This is a genomic window from Prosthecobacter debontii (assembly GCF_900167535.1).
In the GTDB taxonomy this organism is placed as follows: Bacteria; Verrucomicrobiota; Verrucomicrobiia; order Verrucomicrobiales; family Verrucomicrobiaceae; genus Prosthecobacter; species Prosthecobacter debontii.
The window spans coordinates 453,906-473,823 of the sequence record NZ_FUYE01000001.1 but is presented as its reverse complement, the minus strand read 5'-3'; the positions used below and the strand labels follow the sequence as shown (position 1 = coordinate 473,823).

Sequence of the window (19,918 nt, the reverse complement as noted above, 5' to 3'; positions counted from 1 at the left end):
TCTTCGATTCCCGCTGCCAATTTGGCCAGAAAGAGGAAAAACCCTTCTAGATTATGGGTCCCCAAAACACTGCTAGGCAGTTGCTTTCTTCTATCATCTCTAGCACTTTTGACTAAAGAAAGCCAAGCTCAGACCCAATTTTGGAATGGCAGCTCCAGTGTTAACTGGGAGGATGCTAACTGGTCACCCGATACCACTGGTGCCGTGAACCAAAACCTCTCTGCCGGGGCCGATGTGGTTTTCTCCGTCACGGGCATTATCCCAGCAAATCAAAACACCGTCTTGACGGCAGATACTGAAATTTCTAGCCTCACCATCAATGATCCTGTGGCGGTCGGCATCAGCGGGACAGGCACCTTGACCATCTCTGGGACAGGCGTGTTGCCTGCGATTCAAGTGAATGCCCTCGCGGGGCTGGTGACCATCGGGTCTGACCTCGTGCTGGCAAGTGGATCTGACACCATTGAAGTGAACAATATCGATGGCCTGGTCATCAGTGGCATCGTCTCAGGCAGCGTTGGCTTGGTCAAAGACGGCGGCAGTTTATTGCTTCTGTCTGGAGATAATATTTATACGGGTGCCACGCTCGTCGCAGATGGCACTCTGCGGATCGGTGATGGTTCCGGAGGTTCCATTGCCAGCAGCTCGCTCGTGACTGTGGATGCAGGGGCCACGCTGGAAATCAATCTGGCGGATGGGGGCATCTGGAGCAACAACATCCTCAACAACGGCGACGTGCGCTGGATTTCAGCCGGGACCAATACCCAGGCAGCAATTAGCGTGATCAGTGGCACGGGTGATGTGGAAATTGACACCTTGGACACCGTAGTGCTGCTAGGCACTAACACCTACACCGGGGCCACGGTGGTCACCAGCGGCACCCTGCAAGTCGGCGATGGCAGCAGCGGCTCCCTCAACGATGCCTCGGATGTGACGGTGAATCCCGGCAGCGAACTCCACATCAACCTCGCCGAAGGGGGCATCTGGAGTAACGACATCCTCAACAATGGTGAAGTCCACTGGATCTCCGCCAACACCAATACCCAAGCGGCCGCCAGCGTCATCAGCGGCGCGGGCAGCATGGAAATCACGGGCACAGGCACGACCATCCTTCTGGGCACCAACACCTTTGCCGGTGGCACTTTGATCAATACCCCCGGCACGGTGCTGGTGGGGAATCCGCTTCCTCTGGCTCTGACCTCCACGGCCTTTGGCACCGGCACCTTAGAGATCCAGCAGGGCACTGTGGACACGCTGGATGGCCAGATTCTTCAAATCAATGTCGGCGGATTCGTGCAAAGCGGCGGCGAGCTCAGCCTGCACCTGCAAGGCACCGCTTTAGGGACCTACACTCACTTCAATGTGACTGGCACAGGCAATCTCACGGGCGGTATCGTCACCCTGTATGATGATACCGGCACCTATGTCCCTGAAGCGGCCTGGAATGGCAATCCAACAGGCGATTCCCAGACCATCATTCAAACCACGGGCGGACTGACAGGCTCCTTTGCCTCCAACTTCCCCGTGGCCACCATCTACAATACAGAGTTCGATCAGACCTTCGTTTACAGCCAAGGAGACACGCTGCTTTATCCCACGATCACTTATGATGTGAATGCCGCCACAGTGAATTGGGTGCGTGATCCCTACACCTCCGTGCCGGGCCTAACCTCCAATCAAACATCCGTGGCCGTGGGGCTCGAAGGTTTTGCAGCGCTGAATGCCGGGAATGCAGGAGGCTTGCTCACCTTCCTCAACGGCCAAGCTATCGGCACCTTGGCAGCCGCCTATGAACTGATCGCCCCTGAGGAGATGACGGCCATCTTCCAGATGGGTTTTCACGCGGCAGAAATTCAGGCCGATAGCATCATCCAACATCTGGACTATGTGCGCATGGGTGCCAGAAGACCCATGGGGGATAAAGAGAGCCAGACCATCACGGCCTCCGCCGGTGGAAAATCTGTGGAGGAACCTGCCCCAGCTTATCAAAGCCAGGAAAGCCGGTGGAACATGTTCTTCCAGGGTCTGGGAGGCAATGCCAACGTCGGCAGCACCTCCAATGCCGCAGGCTATGACTTCGACATGTTCGGTGCCATGATCGGTGCCGACTATCTGGTCAACGAGAGCCTGGCTCTGGGCATCATGGGCGGTTACATGAATATGGACACCAGCTTGGTCAACGGCGGTGACATTGAGGCCGACAGCTATCGTGCGGCTTTCTACGGCACTTACTTCAAAGGTGGCTTCTATCTCGATGGTCTGCTCGGCCTTGCCTACAACAGTTATGACACGGATCGCACGGGTCTGCTCGGCAGCGCCACGGGAGACACCAATGGCTGGGAGTTTACTTCCATGCTGAACACCGGTTATGATTTCCGTGTGGGTGCCCTTTCCCTCGGTCCAGTGGCATCCGTCGCTTACACGCGGGTGCAAATGGACGGCTTCCGGGAATCCGGTTCCTTAGCTCCGCTGAGCTATCGCGATCAAGATCAGGAATCTCTGCGCACCAATCTGGGTGCCCGCATCAGCTATACCATCCCAGCAGGGCGTGCCCGCATCATTCCACAAGCTCGGGTGACTTGGCAGCATGAGTTCATGGATGCGACGCAATCCATCGAGTCCTCCTTCTCCGGTGGCCCTGGCCCATCCTTCACGGTGGATGGCCCTGAAATGGGACGCGACGCCGCGATTGTGACGGCAGGATTGACCGTGCAGTTCAATCCCGCCGTGGCGGCCTATGCGTTCTACACAGGCCAGCTTGCACGCTCAAACTACGAGTCGCACAACGTGGCCGTGGGTGTCCGCATCAGCTTCTGATTGCGTCCCTTCAGCATCGGTCACCTCATCATCCGGCCATCCTGAAAGGGGTGGCCGGATTTTTGTTTTTTTACTGCACGGCTTATTCCGTCACCACGTCATAGACCAGCAGCTTCTTCGCCACGGGTTTGAGCGTGTCTGCCACCGCTTTCACATGCACGGGATGCTTTTCATAGGTGCTCAGGTCCGCAGCATTGGCAAAGCGCATGACCAACCCGACATCGAAGCTGTCATCCACCACGGGCCGCTCGCTGGCCAGAGGGGTGCCCACGCTCAGGTGCTGGATCTCAGGGATCTCGCGCTGGAATTTTTTCGCTGCAGCAACCACAGCCGCACGATCCGCTGCATTCCCCGGTTTCTTCAGCCACACTAGGACGACATGCTCCACCTTGCCTTTGGAGGTGACTTCATGACCCAGCGGGCAGGAGGTGCAGGAGGCCAATAAGCTGAGAGCGAGAAGGGAGGCGAAAGCAGTGAGTTTTTGCATAACAGGTCCAAGTTTGAACAAAGTCTCCAGCGGCGTCGAGTGTGTTTTAGGCGCGTCTTGTTTTTCCTCAGTCGTGCGTTTGGATGAAAACCCGCTGATCAAAGGCGTTATTTAACCGATCTCTCAGGCTGCTCCCCCACTTCACTCATGAAATCCTTTTCCCTCGTCTGCGTCTTGATGGCCGGGTCATTGCTGGCTCAAGAACCTGCCACGTTTGACCGGCTGACCTTTCACACCGAGCCAAAGCCTCTAGCAGCTCAGGCGGTAACGAGCGATTGGCCACGCGTGTTGGGGCCTCATGACGATGCCTCCTCACCCGAGACCCACCTGCTGAAAGCTTGGCCTGAATCCGGTCTCACTAAGGTCTGGGAAGTGGCTGTGGGTGAAGGCTACACCTCTCCTGCAATCGTAGGGGACTACTGCGTGATCTTTCATGCCCTCGAAGGGAAAGAGACGGTGGAATGCCTGCATCGTGAAACCGGCAAGCGTTTCTGGGTGCGGGATTACCCGGTCGAATACCAAGATCGTTATGGCTTTAGCAATGGCCCGCGGGGCAGTCCAGTCATCGCCGACGGCGTGGTGGTCACGCTCGGCGTCACCTCTCTCCTTCATGCTTATGATCTGAAAACGGGCCAGGAGCTGTGGACACACGATCTGCGCAAAGACTACAACGTGCCGCAGGATTTCTTTGGAGCCGGGTCGTCCCCACTCATTGTGGAGGGCCGAGTCATCGTGAATGTTGGAGGCAAAGCCGAGCCCTTCGATGGCTTCGAAGATCGCCGTGACCGCGCCGCCAAACTGGCGACAAAGGGGGTCAGCGTCGCCGCCTTTGATCTCAAAAAAGGGGAGGTGCTGTGGAAAGTGGAAGACGAGTGGGGAGCCAGCTATGCTTCACCCATCTCCGCCAAGCTACATGGTCAGACCAAGGTGCTGATCTATGCGGGTGGCGAGAGTGATCCTGCCATCGGCGGTCTGCTCTGTATTGATCCCGCTACCGGCACGCTGCATGACCGCTTCCCCTGGCGAGATGAAGAATACATCCAAGCCACCGGCAGCAGTCCCGTAGCGATCCCTGAGAAGAACCGCGCGTTCATCACCACCTGTTATCCCAAAAACCGCCCCCACGGTGGTGTGATGGTGGAATACGACGAGCAGTTCAAAGCCAAGGAAATCTGGCAGTCCAAGAAGCTCGGCGTCCATTGGATGACCCCGGTTTACGACAACGGTCATCTCTATGCCATCGACGGCGAACGTGAAAACAACTCCCGGCTCGTTTGTGTGAATGCTGACACTGGGGTCGAAGTCTGGTCGAAAAACATCGAGTGGGACGATGCCGCCTTTGCTCAGGCGATGGGGCGCAGCAGTCCCATGCATCTGAGCATTCTGCGCGCGAGTCTCTTGAAGGTGGAGGGCGCCTTTCTCTGCTTGGGCGAAACGGGCAGCCTTCACTGGCTCAAGCTGTCACCTTCAGGCTGCGAGGAAACCTCACGCACTCAGCTTTTTTATGCGCTCAATACCTGGAGCCTGCCTGCCCTGAGCCATGGCCTGCTCTACATTCACCAGCAGGCGGAGTCACTGGACCGCAAGAATGGCACCCGCATCCTTTGTTATGATCTCCGGGTGACTGATGGCTAGCCGGCCGACGGGTCTGCGGCAGTGCGCTTTTAAAAATATCGACCTGATAAGCAACTTTTAAGTGTTTGATTATCAACACTTCCTTCCCGATTTGGCACCCTTTAAAATTGTTCAAAAGAGCACGTGCTTGAGCATTGATAGGGAATTGATTATTCTCACCGCATTGTCATGTCCGCCCCCCCACCGGAAAGCCATCTGCCCAAGACTCAGTGGACGCTGATTGCGCGTCTGCGCCGAGGCACGCCGCAGGATGCCCAGCGGGCATTGGATGAACTGATCAGCCAGTATCGCTACCCGCTTTTTTGTTATTTACGACGCCGTGGATATCATCATTACGATGCCGATGACATCCTTCAGGACTTCTTTATGAAGTTGCTGCGTAATGAAAGCTTCAACGCCGCCGATGCCTCTAAGGGACGTCTGCGCAGCATGCTGCATGTCAGCTTGGACCGTTTCATCATCAGTTGGGAAAGCCTGCATAAACACCGCCGCAAGGAATTCAGCGTGGAGGACGATCCGCATTCGGACTCCGAGAGGCGGTATCAACACGAGTGCTTCCAATCCCACGAAACACCCGATCAAATCTACCAACGTAAATGGACCCTCACCCTGCTCGGTGCCGCCCTCAATCGCGTGGGAGCGCAGTATAAAGAGAAAGGCCGCGAGCGTCTCTTCGAGGTCCTTCGTCCGGTGCTGATGGATGGCGGTAGCCTGCGTGGTATTGACGGTCCGCAACTCGCCGAGGCTGCCGGGGTGACCTATGGAGCTCTCCGCACCTCGCTCATGCGCATGCTGGTCGATTATCAGGAAGCCCTGCATGACGAGATCCTGCAAACGGTCGAAGACCCCGCTGAGGCGAAGGAGGAACTCGCCCAGTTACGCCTCAGCGTGACGAAAGGCTAAACTTTGCTGGAATAAGCAAACCCAAGCCGATTCTCACGTTTGTAATCTATTCGAGACATCCATCATGAAGAAGAACACGTTGCTTTTCATTGCCCTGTCCTTGCTGTCCCTCATGGCCTGCGCCGAGGACAAACCTCAATCCCCTACCCCCATGCCTAAGCCCGAAGTCACCCTCAGCGAAGCCGAATGGAAAAAGCTCCTGACCGCAGAACAGTATGCCGTCACCCGCCAAGCTGGCACGGAGCGGCCTTATGGCGCGATCTATGAAGAATTCGAAAAGCAAGGTGAAGGCACCTACTACTGCGTGTGCTGTGGTGTTGAGCTCTTCACCTCCAAAGAAAAGTTTCACTCCGGCTGTGGCTGGCCTTCCTTCTACGATGCCTCCACCGCCAAGAATGTGTTCGAGCGTGTGGATAACTCCCACGGCATGACCCGAGTAGAAACCCTCTGCAAACGCTGCGGAGCACACCTGGGTCACGTCTTCGAGGGAGAAAGTGTTTCTGCAAACACCCCCACCAAGCGCCGCTTTTGCATCAATGGTGTTGCCTTGAATTACGTGCCGAAAGGCGGCACTCCGCCCAAACTGCTGGATCTCACCGATGCTGCCGTGGAAAAGAAAAAAGAAGAGGTGGCTAAAGAAGCCGGTGTGGAAGTACAGAAACCTTGACGCTTGCCAGGAGCAGGCGGGTTCTTTAGTGTGATTCCATGAACCGCACACAGATCATCCGCCTGTGCCTCGTTGCCCTCTTTCTGGTGCTGGTCAAACTCGGTTATGACCGGGTGCGGGATAACGAGGGTATGATGCTGGTTTACTTCATTGCCATGGGAGCCCTCGCAGGCTTCCTCTTCGTAAAGTATGTGTTGCCCTGGTTTGCCGATGCGGTGGGCACGGTAGTCTATTCATCGGGCGAGGAGATTCGTCCGGATGAAACGGGTCTCAAGGCTGCAGCCAAACTGGCGCAGGGAGACTATGAAGGGGCCATCGCCGAGCATGAGAAAGCTCTGGCCAATGATCCTGCGCAGACCTACCCGATTGCCGAGATCGCCAACATCTGTGCCAAACGCTTGAATGATCCGCAGCGGGCCTTGCAAGTACTTCAAAAGCATCTCAGTGCTTGCGAGTGGCCGGAAGAGGATGCAGCCTTTCTGCGCTTTCGCATGGTCGAAGTGCAGCTCGATACTCTCAAAGACTTTACCGCCGCACGCCATCTGCTGGAGCAAATCGTCGCCGATTTTCCCAACACCCGTCACAGCGCCAATGCGAACCACAAGCTGCATGAAATGGAGCAGATGGAATACAAGCTCATCATGGAACAACGGGCGAAATCCACAGGAGCCTAAACCTCGCTAACGCTCACCAGTCATCGGCATGATGAAGTTGCTCCGATCCGTCATCTTCGCATGGCCGGAAAAGAACCCCATTCTCCTCCTCTCGCTAGCCGCAGTGCTAGGCATCCTGATCGCAGACCACTGGAGTTGGAAACCCAGTTGGCTCCTGATTCTCATCACGCTGCTGACATGGCTACCCTTTGCTCGACGACCGAGCCTTGCTCGGGCTTTTCCCGCCGTGCTGATCAGCCTAGCGCTCCTGCATGCTTATCGAATGGAGGCCACTTTTGACCATCCCTTACGGCTTCATCTGCTCTCATTGCCAGCTCGTCCGCATGAAGCCACTCTCCAAGGCACGCTCCTGCCCTGGGTCGAGGGCTCCGAACTCGATGCAGCCACTGCCCTCTGTGAAGTCACTCACATGCGCTGGGGCGCCGGAGGGCCGTTTCTGCCCATGAGAGCACGGATCAAGGTGCAATTGCCACCGGGGTGGAAGTTGGATAAACCCGGACGTTATGAAATCCAAGGCAGGCTGTCTGTGCCGCAACCGGCCATGAATCCTGGTCAATTCGACCCTGTGAACTACGGTCTGCGCAGCGGTTGGATCGCCATCCTGCGCACCCGGAGTCTATCCTTCGTCGAGCCCGAGGGCCTCGGACTGCGTTTTCATCTTTTGAATGCGGCGGAGAAGTCACGCCAGTGGATCACCACCCAACTGACCCGAGGCTTGGAGAATGAAGGGGAACATGCAGCCGTCATCCTCGCCATGGCCTTGGGAGCCTCCGACGCGGCCGGGGAAGATATCGAAGACGCCTTCCGGGATAGCGGCACGCTGCATGTTTTTGCGGTCAGTGGCCTGCATGTTGTGATGCTGGGTCAGATCGTGTTCTGGTCGTTCCGTGGCTTTGGCACCCGCAGGGTCATCTTCGCCGTCATCGTGATCGTCTTTGTTTATGCCTTCATCACGGGTTGGCGGCCCTCAGCCGCTCGGGCCGCCTTCATGTCGTCCATCCTGTTGATGGGCCCCTTGATCAGCCGCCATCCACGCTTGCTCAATTCCCTCGGTGCTTCCGCTCTGCTCTTACTGATCTATGACTCACACCAGCTTTTCACACCGGGCTTTCAGCTTTCGTTCGGGGTGCTGCTCGCCATCGCACTGGCGGCCACATGGCTTCAAGCACGTGCGGCCTCGTGGTATCGACTGGATCCTTTCCTTCCGACCGCCTTGGTTTCTTTCCCTCAACGGGTGTGGTCAGGCACACGTCGAGAAGCCTCGTCTCTACTCTGTGTCTCCGTGGCCGCATGGGCCGGAAGCTTACCTCTGATGATCGGTCACTTTCAGACCATCACCCCCGTCGCCGTCGTGGCAAACATTCTGTTAGTCCCCGCCTCAGGACTCTGTCTCATTCTATCCTGCAGCAGCCTGATGATGGCCGCTCTGCAACAAACCTGGGCCGTGATCGGCATCAACCAACTCAATGCCTACCTCGCGAAAGGCATGGTCTTTCTCGCCGGTACCTTTGCAGACCTGCCAATGGCCAATCATACCTTGGACCTCCGTTTTCAAGGTCCTCCTGCCCCTGCGGAGATGCGCGTCTTTCACCTCTCCAGCGGCGGTGGAGCCAGTTACATTCGCGGCGGTGAGAAGCGATGGCTCTTGGATACGGGAAGCCTGAGAGCCTGGCGCAGTGTGCTGCGCCCCTTTCTACGCCATGAAGGCATCAATCATCTGGATGGCCTCATCCTCAGTCATGCCGACATCGCTCATGTCGGTGCGACCTCATGGGTTGTCAAAGCGCAGCATGTGCCACATATTCACACCAGTCATCTAGAGCCCTGGGCCTATGATCCACCGTTTGCCAGTTTGAAAAAGCTGAGCAGTGAATACCGCCCCAACAGTACCGTCTGGCGTCGGCATCAAATCGAGGACGTTTTGTCCCTAGCCCCGAATCCGCCTCTGCCCATCACCGCCCAAGTCCTCTATCCCGGCACTCAAGACCGGTATGAAAAAGCCGATGATCGCGGCCTCGTTCTCATGCTGCACATCGGCCCATGGAAAGTGCTTTATCTTAACGATGCTGGCTTCATCACGGAAAAGACCCTTTTGAGCAGACGCACCCCGCTGCAATGCGACATCCTCATTCGTCACCAGCATCGCGCGGATTACTCAGGGCTGCCTGAACTCATCCATGCTGCCGCTCCTCAAGTGGTCATCAGTTCCAACAACACTTTTCCGATGGAAGAGCGCCTGCCCGAGAGGCTGCGCCACTACTGTGAACACCACCAAATCCCCCTACTGGACCTGGAGGTGACTGGCAGCATCGGCATGGAGTTCCAAACCGATGCTGTGCAAATCACATCCTTCCAGGGAGGGGCGAGTTGGCGACTGAAACCCGCCTCAGCCGAAGGCACAACCCCTAACTAATTTTTCAACTCACCGCTTCTGAGCTTTTGCAAAAGCTTCGCCTCCTTTATTGGCTCCTTCCACATAAGCGGCCATGGCATTGAAGTGACGGACAAACTCTCCGGCATCGATTTCATCACCCTTCAGCCAGTAACCTTCGGCGGTTTGAGACTTCAGAGCCTGCACCGTTTTATCCACCGCCCCCTTCGCGCGACTGGTCCAGCTCTTCTCCGTGTCAGGTGCATGCCGTTTCGCTAGAAGCTCTTCGCGAGACCTCTGCATCTGTTCTTTGAGACGAGCGAGGTCACGCGTCACATAGTCCAACTTGAAACCATAGTGCGTGGGGAGATTGTCATCGGTATAGACCAGCTCATAGGTATCCTTCACAAAGAACAGAGGCTTATTCGTCTTCAGCTCATAGAAGCGTGCATACAAACCATCGGGCAAAGCAGAGCGCTCATACCACGCAAAGGCTGCGGGCAGAGGTTTCAGATACTTTTCATCTCCGGTGACCACATACAGCTCATACAGCGTCTCCATCGTGCTCAGGCTTTCTCCACCCGTCACACAAGGTGGCTCAAATTTACGTGCCCATACCGGCTCCATCTGATGATTGTATTGCTGCGCCCACCCAGGTTGAGGCTCCGGCATCTGGGCAAGAATGAAGAAGTCACCCGCTTTCTTCGCGGAGTTGAGGTAACGCTCCTCTTTGATGAGGTCATAGGCCCGCAGCAAGAGCTGAACTATCTTCTGCATGTTATGATCATTCAGCGTGTAAAAGCTCACGTATTTCTCATGGGGAAAGGTGCGGGGCCAATCTGCCGGGTAACGCGCAGGGATCACGGGTGTGGCAGAGTCAGCCGGGGCATCGAACTGCTGCGGCCAAGCACCGTTCGGGTACTGAGCCCCTAACAAACTATCCATTCCTACTTTTAAGCATTCCTGCAGTGCCTGATCGTCCTGAGTCTCGGGCAGATGCGCCAACTCCAACAAAAAGAGCAGTGCGGATTGGGTCTTGTTATCATCCAGCGTGCTGTAGGCACTGCGTTTTCCAGCCTGGGTATCCCCCGCCAGCACCTGCCGACGCAGATGGAATTTCTTGTCGTATTCACCCGAGAAATCAAACTCGGCTGGCCACCCCCCACTGGCAAGTTGACTTTCGATCAAGGCCCCCGCTGCCGCCCGTGCCGCTTTCAAAAATTGCTGATCGCCTGTCGCCAAATACGCTCTTACCAAAGACAACCCCACGGTGGTCGTCCCTGGGGGCTGAATCGAAATGAATTCGCGACCTTTCTTCCCCTCCACATAGGCTTGACTCAAATCCTTCTCCCAAGAAGACGCGTAACCGCCATGCACCGCCAGTTTCTCGGTGTAAAACGACGTTGCCTTTTTCATCGCCATTGTCACCTCCGCTGGATCCGGCCACACATCGGCAGCCGAGAGGGCTAAAGGCAGAGTCAGAGAAGTGAACAGGAACTGCAGTGGTTTCATGGGGAATCGAGGTTGGGGCGCACTGCCTAGCACGTGGCTTTTGGAACGATCTTGCTTTGAAACCGAAAATCCTATGTGCTCAGATGGAATCATGGAAACTGCATCCCCTCGTCCGCTCCGCATCGCCCTCACCGGAGGTCCCGGCGGCGGTAAGACCACCTCAGCCGACCTCTTTCGACGTGAAATCGGCGATTCAGTGGTCATCGTGCCTGAGGCCGCCACGCTGCTTTTTCAAGGAGGCCTTCCCCGCTCCACCCTGCCAGCCGCCCAGCGTCATGTGCAAAGCGCCATCTTCCACGTCCAACGCCACCTGGAGGAAGAATACGCGATGCTCTATCCCGGCCGCATCCTGCTCTGCGACCGTGGCACCGTGGATGGGGCCGCCTACTGGCCCGGTGGCGAGCAGGACTACTACGACACTCTAAACACCACCCGCGAGGCCGAGTTAGCGCGTTACGATGCCGCCATCTTCTTCGAAACCGCCGCCGTCGGAGGCGACTCCATCGAAGGCGGGAATCCCATCCGCAACGAAACCCTAGACCGCGCCATCGCCCTCGATGCCCGTCTGCGCGCCTGCTGGGCTCCCCACCCCGCGTTCAGGCTCATCCACCACCACCACTCCTTTTTCCAGAAGATCGGCCTCGGCTTAAAGACGCTTCAGGAGATGGTGGAGGAATTGAGCCAAACGCAGGCATCATCATCCAATGCGGGTGGCTTAACCCGCATGTGACAATCATTCGCCCCTTTGGCTTAACGCCGAAGAGCCAACAAAGTGTTTTGGCTTCCTCCAACAGGAGGTTTCGGTTTCTTCACCCCAAGCCTTCCACCTTCCAGCCATCGCGGTAGTCGCGTTTGACGAGTTGGTTGGCCATTTCGTGGTTGGAGATGGTGCAGGTTTCGCGATCGAACTCCAGCCACTGACCGGGGAAGCGGTCGGTGAGGGTGCCAACGAGGACCGACTCGGTGAGTGGGCCACCGTGGGTAAAGTCGGCGCAGCTTTTGCGGCCGTCCAAGATGGCGTCCACCCAATCGAAGTAGTGATCCTGGCCTTTGAGACCTTTCGGGTATTTCTCCGCCGGGAAGCTCTCTTCAGGCAGGACGAAGGGACGTTGGCCATACGGTTTGAAGATGGCGCCCTCCGTGCCGACCCAGTAGGTGCCTGAGGCGGGGAATTTGGTGAGGACTTTCGGCATTTTCACCTTGGTCATGTCCGGATCCATGCCGCCGTCGTTCCAGGTGACGCGCACTGTGTCATCGGCAGTGAACTCGCTGCCGTGGAAATCCAGCTCGACGATGCGTTTCTCGCCCCAGAGCGGGCCACTGCTGCCTCCATGCGTAAGGCGGGCACGGATGGGGGTGGAGAGCTTGAGGGCATCGAAGGTGGTGTCGAAGTGATGGCAGCCCATGTCTCCCATCTCACCGCAACCGAAGTTAAACCAGGCGCGCCAGTTCTGCGGATGGTAGGTGTCTTTCAAATAGGGCACGGGAGCGCGCACACCACACCAGAGATCCCAGTCCAGTCCCTCGGGTAAAGGATCCCCCTCGGGGCGGAGCTCGGTGTTTTTCGGCCACCAGTTGAGGGGCTTGTTTTCCCACATGATGACCTCCTTCACCTTGCCAATTGCCCCGCTGCGAATGATCTCCACGGTCATGCGCGCCTCGATGCTGGAGCGGCCTTGGTTGCCCAGTTGAGTGACGACTCCGGCTTTCTTCGCTTCCTGAGTGATCACGCGACACTCGTGCAGCGTGGGGGCCATGGGTTTCTGCAAATAGACATGCTTTTTCGCCCGCAGGGAAAGCACGGCGGGGGCCGCATGCATGTGATCTGGGGTGCCGATGGTGATGGCATCGAATTTATCAGCGTGGCTGGCCAGGAGCTCACGCCAGTCTTTGAGCTGGCTGGCGTCAGGGAAGTCTTTGGCGGCCATGGCCATGTGCTTGGCGTCCACATCACAGAGGGCGACTATTTTCACCTTCTCATGCCGCCCCACGCTGCGCATGGTATTGCCACCCATGCGAGCGACACCGACGCTGGCCACCTGAAGCATGGAATTTGGCGAGGCACTGCGCAGGATGGCGGGGAAGCCCAGGGCGGACACTGAGGCGGCGGTGGTGTGGAGAAAACGGCGGCGATTCATGGCAGGAACGCTACAACGCCGAGACTGTGCGATTTCTGGCCAGCAAAATTGGTGCATGAACAAACAAGGCGTGCAGAGCAGGTGCGGGAGGCATGGAGTTTCTTGGCACCAGTATGGAAGTCTTTGCTGTCACCATCTTCATGAGCCTCGCCTTTGCAGTGCTCTTCGCCGTCCTGTTCTTCGCCGAGCGCAGCCAGCGCCAGCGTCGCTCTCTGGAGCAGATCTCTCTCCTGCCGCTGGAGGCGGATCAAACCGACCGCCGCTAATCCCAGCACCCTTTTGTCATGAACCTCGCCACCCAAAAACAAACCATTGAGTTCGACGACAAGATCGTCCGCCAGTTCATGTGGGCCTCCATCGGATGGGGCATCATCGGCATGCTGGTGGGTGTTTTCATCGCCGCTCAGCTCAATTTTCACCAGCTCAATCTTGCGCCCTGGCTCTCCTTCGGTCGCCTGCGCCCGCTGCACACGAACGCGGTGATCTTTGCCTTCGTGGGGAACATGATGTTCTCGGGGATCTACTACTCCACCCAGCGTCTGTGTAAGGCGCGGATGGCGTCGGACCTGCTGTCCAAGATTCACTTCTGGGGCTGGCAGGCGATCATTGCCAGCGCAGCCGTCACTCTCCCGCTCGGGTTTACTCGTGGCCAAGAATATGCGGAGCTGATCTGGCCCATCAATATCGCCGTGGCGCTGATCTGGGTGGTCTTCGCCGTGAACTTCTTTTGGACGCTGGCCCGACGCAATGAGCCCTCTCTGTATGTGGCTCTGTGGTTCTACATCGCCACCATCATCACGGTGGCCATGCTGTACATCGTGAACCACCTATCTATCCCGACCAGTTGGACTCATAGTTATACCATCTTCGCGGGCGTGCAGAACGGGCTCGTGCAATGGTGGTATGGGCATAATGCCGTCGCCTTCTTCCTCACCACCCCCATCCTGGGGATCATGTATTACTTCCTGCCGAAGGCTGTGGAGCGTCCGGTGTATTCCTATCGGTTGTCCATCGTTCACTTCTGGTCCCTGGTCTTCATCTACATCTGGGCGGGGCCGCACCACTTGCTAAATACCTCCCTGCCCAAGTGGTTGCAGATGCTGGGCATGTTCTTCAGTCTCATGCTCTGGGCACCCAGCTGGGGCGGGATGCTGAATGGTCTGCTGACGCTGCGCGGAGCCTGGGATAAGCTGCGCACGGACCCTGTGGTGAAGTTCTTCATCGCCGGGGTGACCTTCTACGGCATGTCCACCTTCGAAGGCCCTCTGCTCTCCATTCGTGCGGTGAATGCCCTGTCTCACTATTCGGACTGGACCATCGGTCACGTGCACAGCGGTGCCCTCGGCTGGAACGGTCTCATGGCCGCTGGGATGTTCTACTGGCTGACCCCACGCCTGTATGGAACGAAGCTCCACTCCACTTCGATGGCCAATTTCCACTTCTGGATTTCCCTGGTGGGTATCCTTCTCTATGTGGCTGCCATGTGGGTCTCAGGCATCATGCAGGGCCTGATGCTGAACTCCACCAATGCCGCCGGCACAGCTCTGACGTATCCGAACTTCATCGAAACCCTCACTGCCATCCGGCCGATGATGGCCTTCCGTATCATCGGCGGCAGCTTATATCTGGTGGGCATGGGCCTCATGCTGTGGAATCTATGGTGCACTGCCCGCCGCGGTAAGGCGGTGAATGAAACCCGCGAAGTGGCCGTCATCCAGCGTGGTAGCGTGGATAACATGGGGCTGAAGACCACCTTCCTCTCAGATCCTGTGACTTATCTCTTTGCCGGTCTGTTCCTGCTCATGGGCTGGATCTTCCTCCCGAAAGGTGCCGACATCACCGCGCTGATCTGCTCGCTGGCCTTTGCTGCCATCGCGGTGAAGAAATTTGCCGAGAACCATCAGCGCTGGTCCAACTGGTATGATCGCTTGTTAGAGAACTGGCTCCCCTTCACCGTGCTCACCTTCATTGCCGTGGCGCTCGGTGGCCTGATCCAGATCGTGCCCACCGTGATGGTGAATCGCGCGAAGAACATGGAAGACCGTATCCAGCAAGTCTATACCCCGCTGGAGCTGACAGGCCGTGACATTTACGTGAGCGAAGGCTGCTACAACTGCCACAGCCAGATGATCCGCACCATGCTGCCGGATGTGCTGCGCTACGGTGACTACAGCCGCATGGGTGAGAGCATCTATGATCACCCCTTCCAGTGGGGCTCCAAGCGCACTGGACCTGATCTGGCCCGTGAAGGTGGTAAGTATCCCCATAGCTGGCACTACAACCACATGATGGAACCCCGCAGCACCTCGGTGGGCTCGAACATGCCAGCCTACCCTCACCTCTTCACCGAGAAGTTTGACCAGAAATCTCTACCTTCAAAGATCGCCACGATGGTGAAACTCGGTGTGCCCTACCCCATCATGACCGATGTGGAGATCAAGGAGAACGCCATCAAACAAGGCATCGAGATCGTCGAGAACCTGAAGAACGACAAACTCGTCGCCTCCCCTGACACCAAGATCGTGGCCCTCATCGCCTACCTCCAGAAGCTGGGCAAATACGACACTCCGGAAGCGGAGGAAAAAATGCGCGGTGCTCCTGGTGTGCCTCAGTTGATCCCCGGCCCTGGCAACCCAGACAAACAGCGCCCTGCTGAAAGCGAATAATCTTCAACCCTTCACCACCCTGACCTAACGTTATGTTTCGCAACGTCATCTATGAGGCCTGGCTGAACTGGGTGCCCTACGTCTCCTTCGGCATCACCGGGCTGGTTTTCCTGACCTTCATCATCCGCGCTGTGGCTCTGAAAAAAGACCGCATGGACCGCATGGCCCAACTGCCTCTGGATGACTGAACTCTGCTGAACTTTTAAACACGCGCTCACATGTCCCAAGACTCCCCCAATCAAGGTCCTCAACTCCGAGAACACGTTTACGACGGCATCCAGGAGTATGACCAGAAACTGCCCAACTGGTGGCTCTTCACCTGGTATATCACCATGGTCTGGTTCGTCATCGCCTGGGTGGCTTATTATCAATTCGGCGTCGGCATGTCGGATGAGAAAAACATCCAGCGCGCCATGGATAACATCGCCGAAGTGCAGAAGCAGGAGTTGGAGCAGATCAACGACGACAAGCTCTGGGAGATGTCTCGCGATGAGAAAATCGTCGCTGCAGGTGCCGCCACCTACAACACCACTTGCGTGGCCTGTCATGCGGCTGACCTCAGTGCCCACCTCGCCGGAGCTAAACTCCCGGGCCTACCGCTCAATGACCAAGAATGGAAGCATGGTGGCAACCCCACCCAGATCCTGACGGTCGTGCGTAAAGGTTCCCCCGACATCACCAAAGGCATGCCTCCCTGGGAACCTCAACTCGGTCTCCAGCGCGTCGTGGAAGTGGTGGCCTATGTGCTGAGCAAACACGAGAAAGGTGAGCCCATCACTCTCGCCGGGGACTCGCCGCTGAAGGCGAAGTGAGGGTTTTCCTATCGTTAGAATTGAGACTGAATTTTTGGGCTCTATCGCCAAAGCTATCCCATGAGCACGGCGACCCAGACCTTGTTGGCCCTACCGATGCAGGAACGTCTTGCCCTTGCCGATCAACTCCATGCAAGCGTTCCTGCTAATTGGCAAAAGGAGGCTACTGAAGCTTGGCTCAAAGAGGCTGAATTGAGAGCCGCTGAAATGGAAGCAAATCCTGGGCTTGAGATCACGCATGAATCGTTTCTCGCCCGCTTCAAAACTTGCCCCAGCATTGATGAGATGAACCTACCTCTCCGGTAGTCGTCCTCTCCAATAATCAGACTGCCTGCGATGATGTGCTACCGCATAAATCACAACCTGCTTCAGCTCATCTGAGAAGTGATAAAAGAGATAGTAAGGGAATCTTTTCATCCGAAAAATCCGAATCCCCTCACCGACCGATTGATAGCGCTCGGGATTTAAGGCGATGGCTTCTAACGCCTGTTCCATCGCTAGGACGAACGCTTTTCCCAGACCAAAACGATCCTCTGAGTATTGGGCCGCGTCCTGATATTCCTCAAGCGCTTGCGCTTCAAAAGAAACGATCATTGGCGGAGCTTCAGGGACGCCAAAACCTGTTGATGGGCCTCTGTCTCCACGATCAATGCGGACTTTCCTTCGCGAACATTTTTCATTCGCTCAGCCACCACGTGCACTTGAGCCTGTATAAAATCTTCTGACGGAGAGCTTCTTTCCAAGATGGCCTCCACCAGTTCCGTGCGTGCCTCTTCAGACAACAGCAGGGCCTGGTCGAGAAGATGCGAAACGACGGCACTCATGGCTAAAAAATACGAGATTTGCCGAGCCTAGCAACCGTTTCTCCCCGCAAAATCCGCCCCCCAATCCGCAATCGGCGGGAAGCGGGATGATCCATGCCGCGGACATTGGATTGACCATGAAAACACCCACCCTGGACTCGCTGTCCTCCATTCAGGAAGACGGCTCACGTCGATACATTCATCCGGCCGACGTTCGGGGGCGGTTTACATCCTGGCGCCGCTGGTCAGCACTGTTGCTGATCGGTATCTATGTGGCGCTCCCCTGGATTCCGATCAATGGTTACCCGGCCGTGTTCCTCGATGTGCAAGAGCGGCGCTTTCACTTCCTGGGCCTGACCCTCGCCACTCAGGATTTGTGGGTGGGGTTCTTCCTCATCACCGGGCTGGCATTCTCGTTGTTTTATGTGACGGCGCTCTTTGGCCGACTGTGGTGTGGCTGGACCTGCCCTTACACGGTCTTTCTGGAGCATGTGTATCGTCGCATTGAGCGTTGGATCGAAGGGGATGCCACGGCCAGACGTCGCCTGGATGATGCTCCCTGGAGCCTCCACAAGGTCTTCAAACGGGGGCTCAAGCATGGCACCTATGTCGTGATCTCTGCCGTCATTGCCCATATTTTCCTGAGCTACTTCGTCTCGCTGAAAAAGCTCTATGAGATGATGCAGGGCCCCCCCACGCAGCACTTGGCCGCTTTTGGGGTGGTAATCTTTCTCACAGGTAGCCTTTACTTCGCCTTCAGTTGGTTCCGTGAACAGTTTTGTGTGATTCTCTGCCCCTATGGGCGTCTGCAATCCGCACTCACCGACGACAATAGCGTGGTCATTGGTTATGACAAAAATCGCGGTGAACCCCGCGGTAAAGTCGGCAGCACTACGGGATCCTGCATTGACTGCCGCCGCTGCGTGCAGGTCTGCCCGACCGGCATTGACATTCGTAATGGCCTGCAGCTCGAGTGCATCGGCTGTGCCGCCTGTGTGGATGCCTGCGATGACATCATGCTGAAACTGAAACGCCCCACCGGGCTAGTGCGCTACAGTTCCCTCACGGCTTTAGCTGGAGGTAAAACCCACTTTCTGCGCCCCCGCATCATTCTCTACACGGGGCTGCTGCTGCTCGGCATGGGCGCTTTCATTTTCTCCGCCACCCGCATCAAGCCCCTCCGCGCCAGCAGTGTGCGCATGGTGGGCGCGCCGTTTTACTTGGCGGACGGTGTGTTAAGAAATCAATTTTTGGTTAGGGTGATCAATAAACGTAATAGCCCTGGGCGGTATCGCTTGGAACTAGCGGGGGATCTCCCCGCCAATCTCTCGGTCACCGGTCTGGACGAAGAGCTTCATCTGGCACCTCTGGCCGAAGATCAAAAAACGCTGGTGCTCAGCCTACCAGAGTCCGCTTTCCAACGCTCCTTTAAACTCCATGTCAAGGTCACCGACCTCGACCGCAGCGACTCGGCCGAAACGCGTCAAATGGAGTTCCTCGGCCCCGACCCCAGACTCAAATCCGATGCCCCTCTCAATCCGAAAGATTTTGTTCAATAACCCCTGGTTGTTGCCCATCCTAGCCTTCCTCACCTTCGTGGCGATTTGGATGAGTTTCATCGTGTTTGCCATCAAGAACCGCCCGGCGGAGGTCGAGCGAGTTTTTCGACCGCTTCCTCAGCAGAGTTCCCATTAACCCACGACGTTTCGGCTCCAACCAAGCTTCATGACCACCATTGACACCAGTGCTGCGGCCTTTCTGGCTGGTCTCGTCACCAGCGTCCACTGCATCGGGATGTGTGGTCCCCTGTCCTGTTCCTGGGCCGTCTCCTCACAGCCTGGCATGGCGGGTTTCATGCGCAGCACAGCCCTCTACCACACAGGGCGTTTGCTCGCCTACGGTCTCGTCGGCGGCATCGCGGGTGCGGCGGGTTTCATACCGCTGAGTTGGGCTCAGCATGGGGCAGGCATTGTGCTGCCGTGGATGATGGTGGTGGCCTTTGCCCTCGTTGGCCTCGGCTTGGATAAGTGGCTGCCTAAACCCAAGTTCCTCAGTGGCAGCCTGCGCAAAATTCAGGAGAAAGCTTTCCGGATGAAGAGCGGAACCCGAGCTGCTCTGCTGGGCTTCGCCACGCCACTCCTGCCCTGCGGTCCCTTGTATGTCATGTTCGCCCTCGCCTTGGCGAATGGCAGTGTGTTTAAAGGCGCTGAATTCGCCATTGCTTTTGGGCTCGGCACCCTGCCTCTGCTGTGGTTGGCACAAACTCAAATCCATTGGCTAGGCGGACGCCTGCAACCCGCCACCCTGCGCAAGTTTCAACGAGCTTTGGCGCTCGTCGCCGCGCTCGTGATGGCGTGGCGTCTGCGAGACACCTTGGATTTCGGCAGCGATGCCGTGCCGAGTTGCTGCCATGCGATGCTATGATCCACGCCT

The 19,918-nt window shown here is 56.9% G+C and carries 19 protein-coding genes; 14 read left to right on the top strand and 5 right to left on the bottom strand.

Going from position 1 to position 19,918, the window contains the following annotated elements:
- The first annotated feature begins 108 nt into the window (after positions 1 to 108).
- Positions 109 to 2,817 carry an autotransporter family protein gene (locus tag B5D61_RS01990; protein ID WP_176159175.1) on the top strand — a complete coding sequence of 903 codons (2,709 nt, stop codon included), beginning with the start codon at positions 109 to 111 and terminating at the stop codon, positions 2,815 to 2,817.
- Between the two features lie 82 nt (positions 2,818 to 2,899).
- Here B5D61_RS01990 and B5D61_RS01985 read toward each other — a convergent pair whose 3' ends face one another.
- Positions 2,900 to 3,304 carry a Dabb family protein gene (locus B5D61_RS01985; protein WP_078811609.1) on the bottom strand — a complete coding sequence of 135 codons (405 nt, stop codon included), beginning with the start codon at positions 3,302 to 3,304 and terminating at the stop codon, positions 2,900 to 2,902.
- A gap of 147 nt (positions 3,305 to 3,451) precedes the next feature.
- Between B5D61_RS01985 and B5D61_RS01980 the strand changes: the two genes are divergently transcribed.
- The 5 genes from B5D61_RS01980 (at position 3,452) to B5D61_RS01960 (ending at position 9,596) form a co-directional block, all read left to right on the top strand.
- A complete protein-coding gene (locus tag B5D61_RS01980; protein WP_078811608.1) occupies positions 3,452 to 4,939 on the top strand; it encodes an outer membrane protein assembly factor BamB family protein in 1,488 nt (495 codons plus the stop codon).
- A gap of 168 nt (positions 4,940 to 5,107) precedes the next feature.
- The gene (locus B5D61_RS01975) at positions 5,108 to 5,842 is read left to right on the top strand and encodes an RNA polymerase sigma factor (protein ID WP_078811607.1); all 735 of its coding nucleotides are present in this window, start codon (positions 5,108 to 5,110) and stop codon (positions 5,840 to 5,842) included.
- A 64-nt stretch (positions 5,843 to 5,906) separates the two neighbouring features.
- Positions 5,907 to 6,509, top strand: coding sequence for a peptide-methionine (R)-S-oxide reductase MsrB (gene msrB / locus B5D61_RS01970; RefSeq protein ID WP_217698875.1), 603 nt, complete (start codon positions 5,907 to 5,909; stop codon positions 6,507 to 6,509).
- A 38-nt stretch (positions 6,510 to 6,547) separates the two neighbouring features.
- Complete coding sequence (locus tag B5D61_RS01965; protein ID WP_078811606.1) at positions 6,548 to 7,183, top strand: hypothetical protein; 636 nt, start codon at positions 6,548 to 6,550, stop codon at positions 7,181 to 7,183.
- A gap of 28 nt (positions 7,184 to 7,211) precedes the next feature.
- Positions 7,212 to 9,596: a ComEC/Rec2 family competence protein gene (locus tag B5D61_RS01960; protein WP_078811605.1), complete on the top strand. Its 2,385-nt coding sequence runs from the start codon at positions 7,212 to 7,214 to the stop codon at positions 9,594 to 9,596.
- A gap of 9 nt (positions 9,597 to 9,605) precedes the next feature.
- Here the strand turns inward: B5D61_RS01960 and B5D61_RS01955 are convergent, their stop codons facing one another.
- Positions 9,606 to 11,066, bottom strand: coding sequence for a pectate lyase (locus tag B5D61_RS01955; RefSeq protein WP_176159174.1), 1,461 nt, complete (start codon positions 11,064 to 11,066; stop codon positions 9,606 to 9,608).
- 91 nt (positions 11,067 to 11,157) lie between these two features.
- Here B5D61_RS01955 and B5D61_RS01950 point away from each other — a divergent pair, with 91 nt between their 5' ends.
- Positions 11,158 to 11,796 carry an AAA family ATPase gene (locus B5D61_RS01950; RefSeq protein WP_078811729.1) on the top strand — a complete coding sequence of 213 codons (639 nt, stop codon included), beginning with the start codon at positions 11,158 to 11,160 and terminating at the stop codon, positions 11,794 to 11,796.
- Between the two features lie 79 nt (positions 11,797 to 11,875).
- Here the strand turns inward: B5D61_RS01950 and B5D61_RS01945 are convergent, their stop codons facing one another.
- Positions 11,876 to 13,204 (bottom strand): Gfo/Idh/MocA family protein, encoded by a 1,329-nt coding sequence (locus B5D61_RS01945; RefSeq protein ID WP_176159173.1) that lies wholly within the window; start codon positions 13,202 to 13,204, stop codon positions 11,876 to 11,878.
- Between the two features lie 113 nt (positions 13,205 to 13,317).
- Here B5D61_RS01945 and B5D61_RS26055 point away from each other — a divergent pair, with 113 nt between their 5' ends.
- From B5D61_RS26055 to B5D61_RS01930, 5 genes are read left to right on the top strand one after another with little or no spacing between them, the layout of a single operon-like run.
- Positions 13,318 to 13,470, top strand: coding sequence for a hypothetical protein (locus B5D61_RS26055; RefSeq protein WP_176159172.1), 153 nt, complete (start codon positions 13,318 to 13,320; stop codon positions 13,468 to 13,470).
- Positions 13,471 to 13,488: 18 nt separating this feature from the next.
- Positions 13,489 to 15,870, top strand: coding sequence for a cytochrome-c oxidase, cbb3-type subunit I (ccoN, locus tag B5D61_RS01940; RefSeq protein ID WP_078811602.1), 2,382 nt, complete (start codon positions 13,489 to 13,491; stop codon positions 15,868 to 15,870).
- A 32-nt stretch (positions 15,871 to 15,902) separates the two neighbouring features.
- Positions 15,903 to 16,058, top strand: coding sequence for a hypothetical protein (locus B5D61_RS26050; protein WP_176159171.1), 156 nt, complete (start codon positions 15,903 to 15,905; stop codon positions 16,056 to 16,058).
- A 30-nt stretch (positions 16,059 to 16,088) separates the two neighbouring features.
- Positions 16,089 to 16,682, top strand: a complete 594-nt coding sequence (locus B5D61_RS01935; RefSeq protein ID WP_078811601.1) for a cbb3-type cytochrome c oxidase N-terminal domain-containing protein — start codon at positions 16,089 to 16,091, stop codon at positions 16,680 to 16,682.
- Positions 16,683 to 16,742: 60 nt separating this feature from the next.
- Positions 16,743 to 16,988, top strand: a complete 246-nt coding sequence (locus B5D61_RS01930) for an addiction module protein (protein WP_078811600.1) — start codon at positions 16,743 to 16,745, stop codon at positions 16,986 to 16,988.
- Here B5D61_RS01930 and B5D61_RS01925 read toward each other — a convergent pair.
- Positions 16,974 to 17,276 carry a type II toxin-antitoxin system RelE/ParE family toxin gene (locus B5D61_RS01925; protein WP_078811599.1) on the bottom strand — a complete coding sequence of 101 codons (303 nt, stop codon included), beginning with the start codon at positions 17,274 to 17,276 and terminating at the stop codon, positions 16,974 to 16,976. The genes B5D61_RS01930 and B5D61_RS01925 overlap by 15 nt on opposite strands.
- On the bottom strand, positions 17,273 to 17,506 hold the full coding sequence (locus B5D61_RS01920) for a hypothetical protein (RefSeq protein WP_078811598.1): 234 nt from the start codon (positions 17,504 to 17,506) through the stop codon (positions 17,273 to 17,275). The genes B5D61_RS01925 and B5D61_RS01920 overlap by 4 nt, the downstream gene beginning before the upstream one ends.
- Before the next feature lie 116 nt (positions 17,507 to 17,622).
- Between B5D61_RS01920 and ccoG the strand changes: the two genes are divergently transcribed.
- Positions 17,623 to 19,044 carry a cytochrome c oxidase accessory protein CcoG gene (ccoG, locus tag B5D61_RS01915; RefSeq protein WP_078811728.1) on the top strand — a complete coding sequence of 474 codons (1,422 nt, stop codon included), beginning with the start codon at positions 17,623 to 17,625 and terminating at the stop codon, positions 19,042 to 19,044.
- Positions 19,045 to 19,210: 166 nt separating this feature from the next.
- Positions 19,211 to 19,909, top strand: coding sequence for a sulfite exporter TauE/SafE family protein (locus tag B5D61_RS01910; RefSeq protein WP_078811597.1), 699 nt, complete (start codon positions 19,211 to 19,213; stop codon positions 19,907 to 19,909).
- The last annotated feature ends 9 nt before the right edge of the window (positions 19,910 to 19,918 follow it).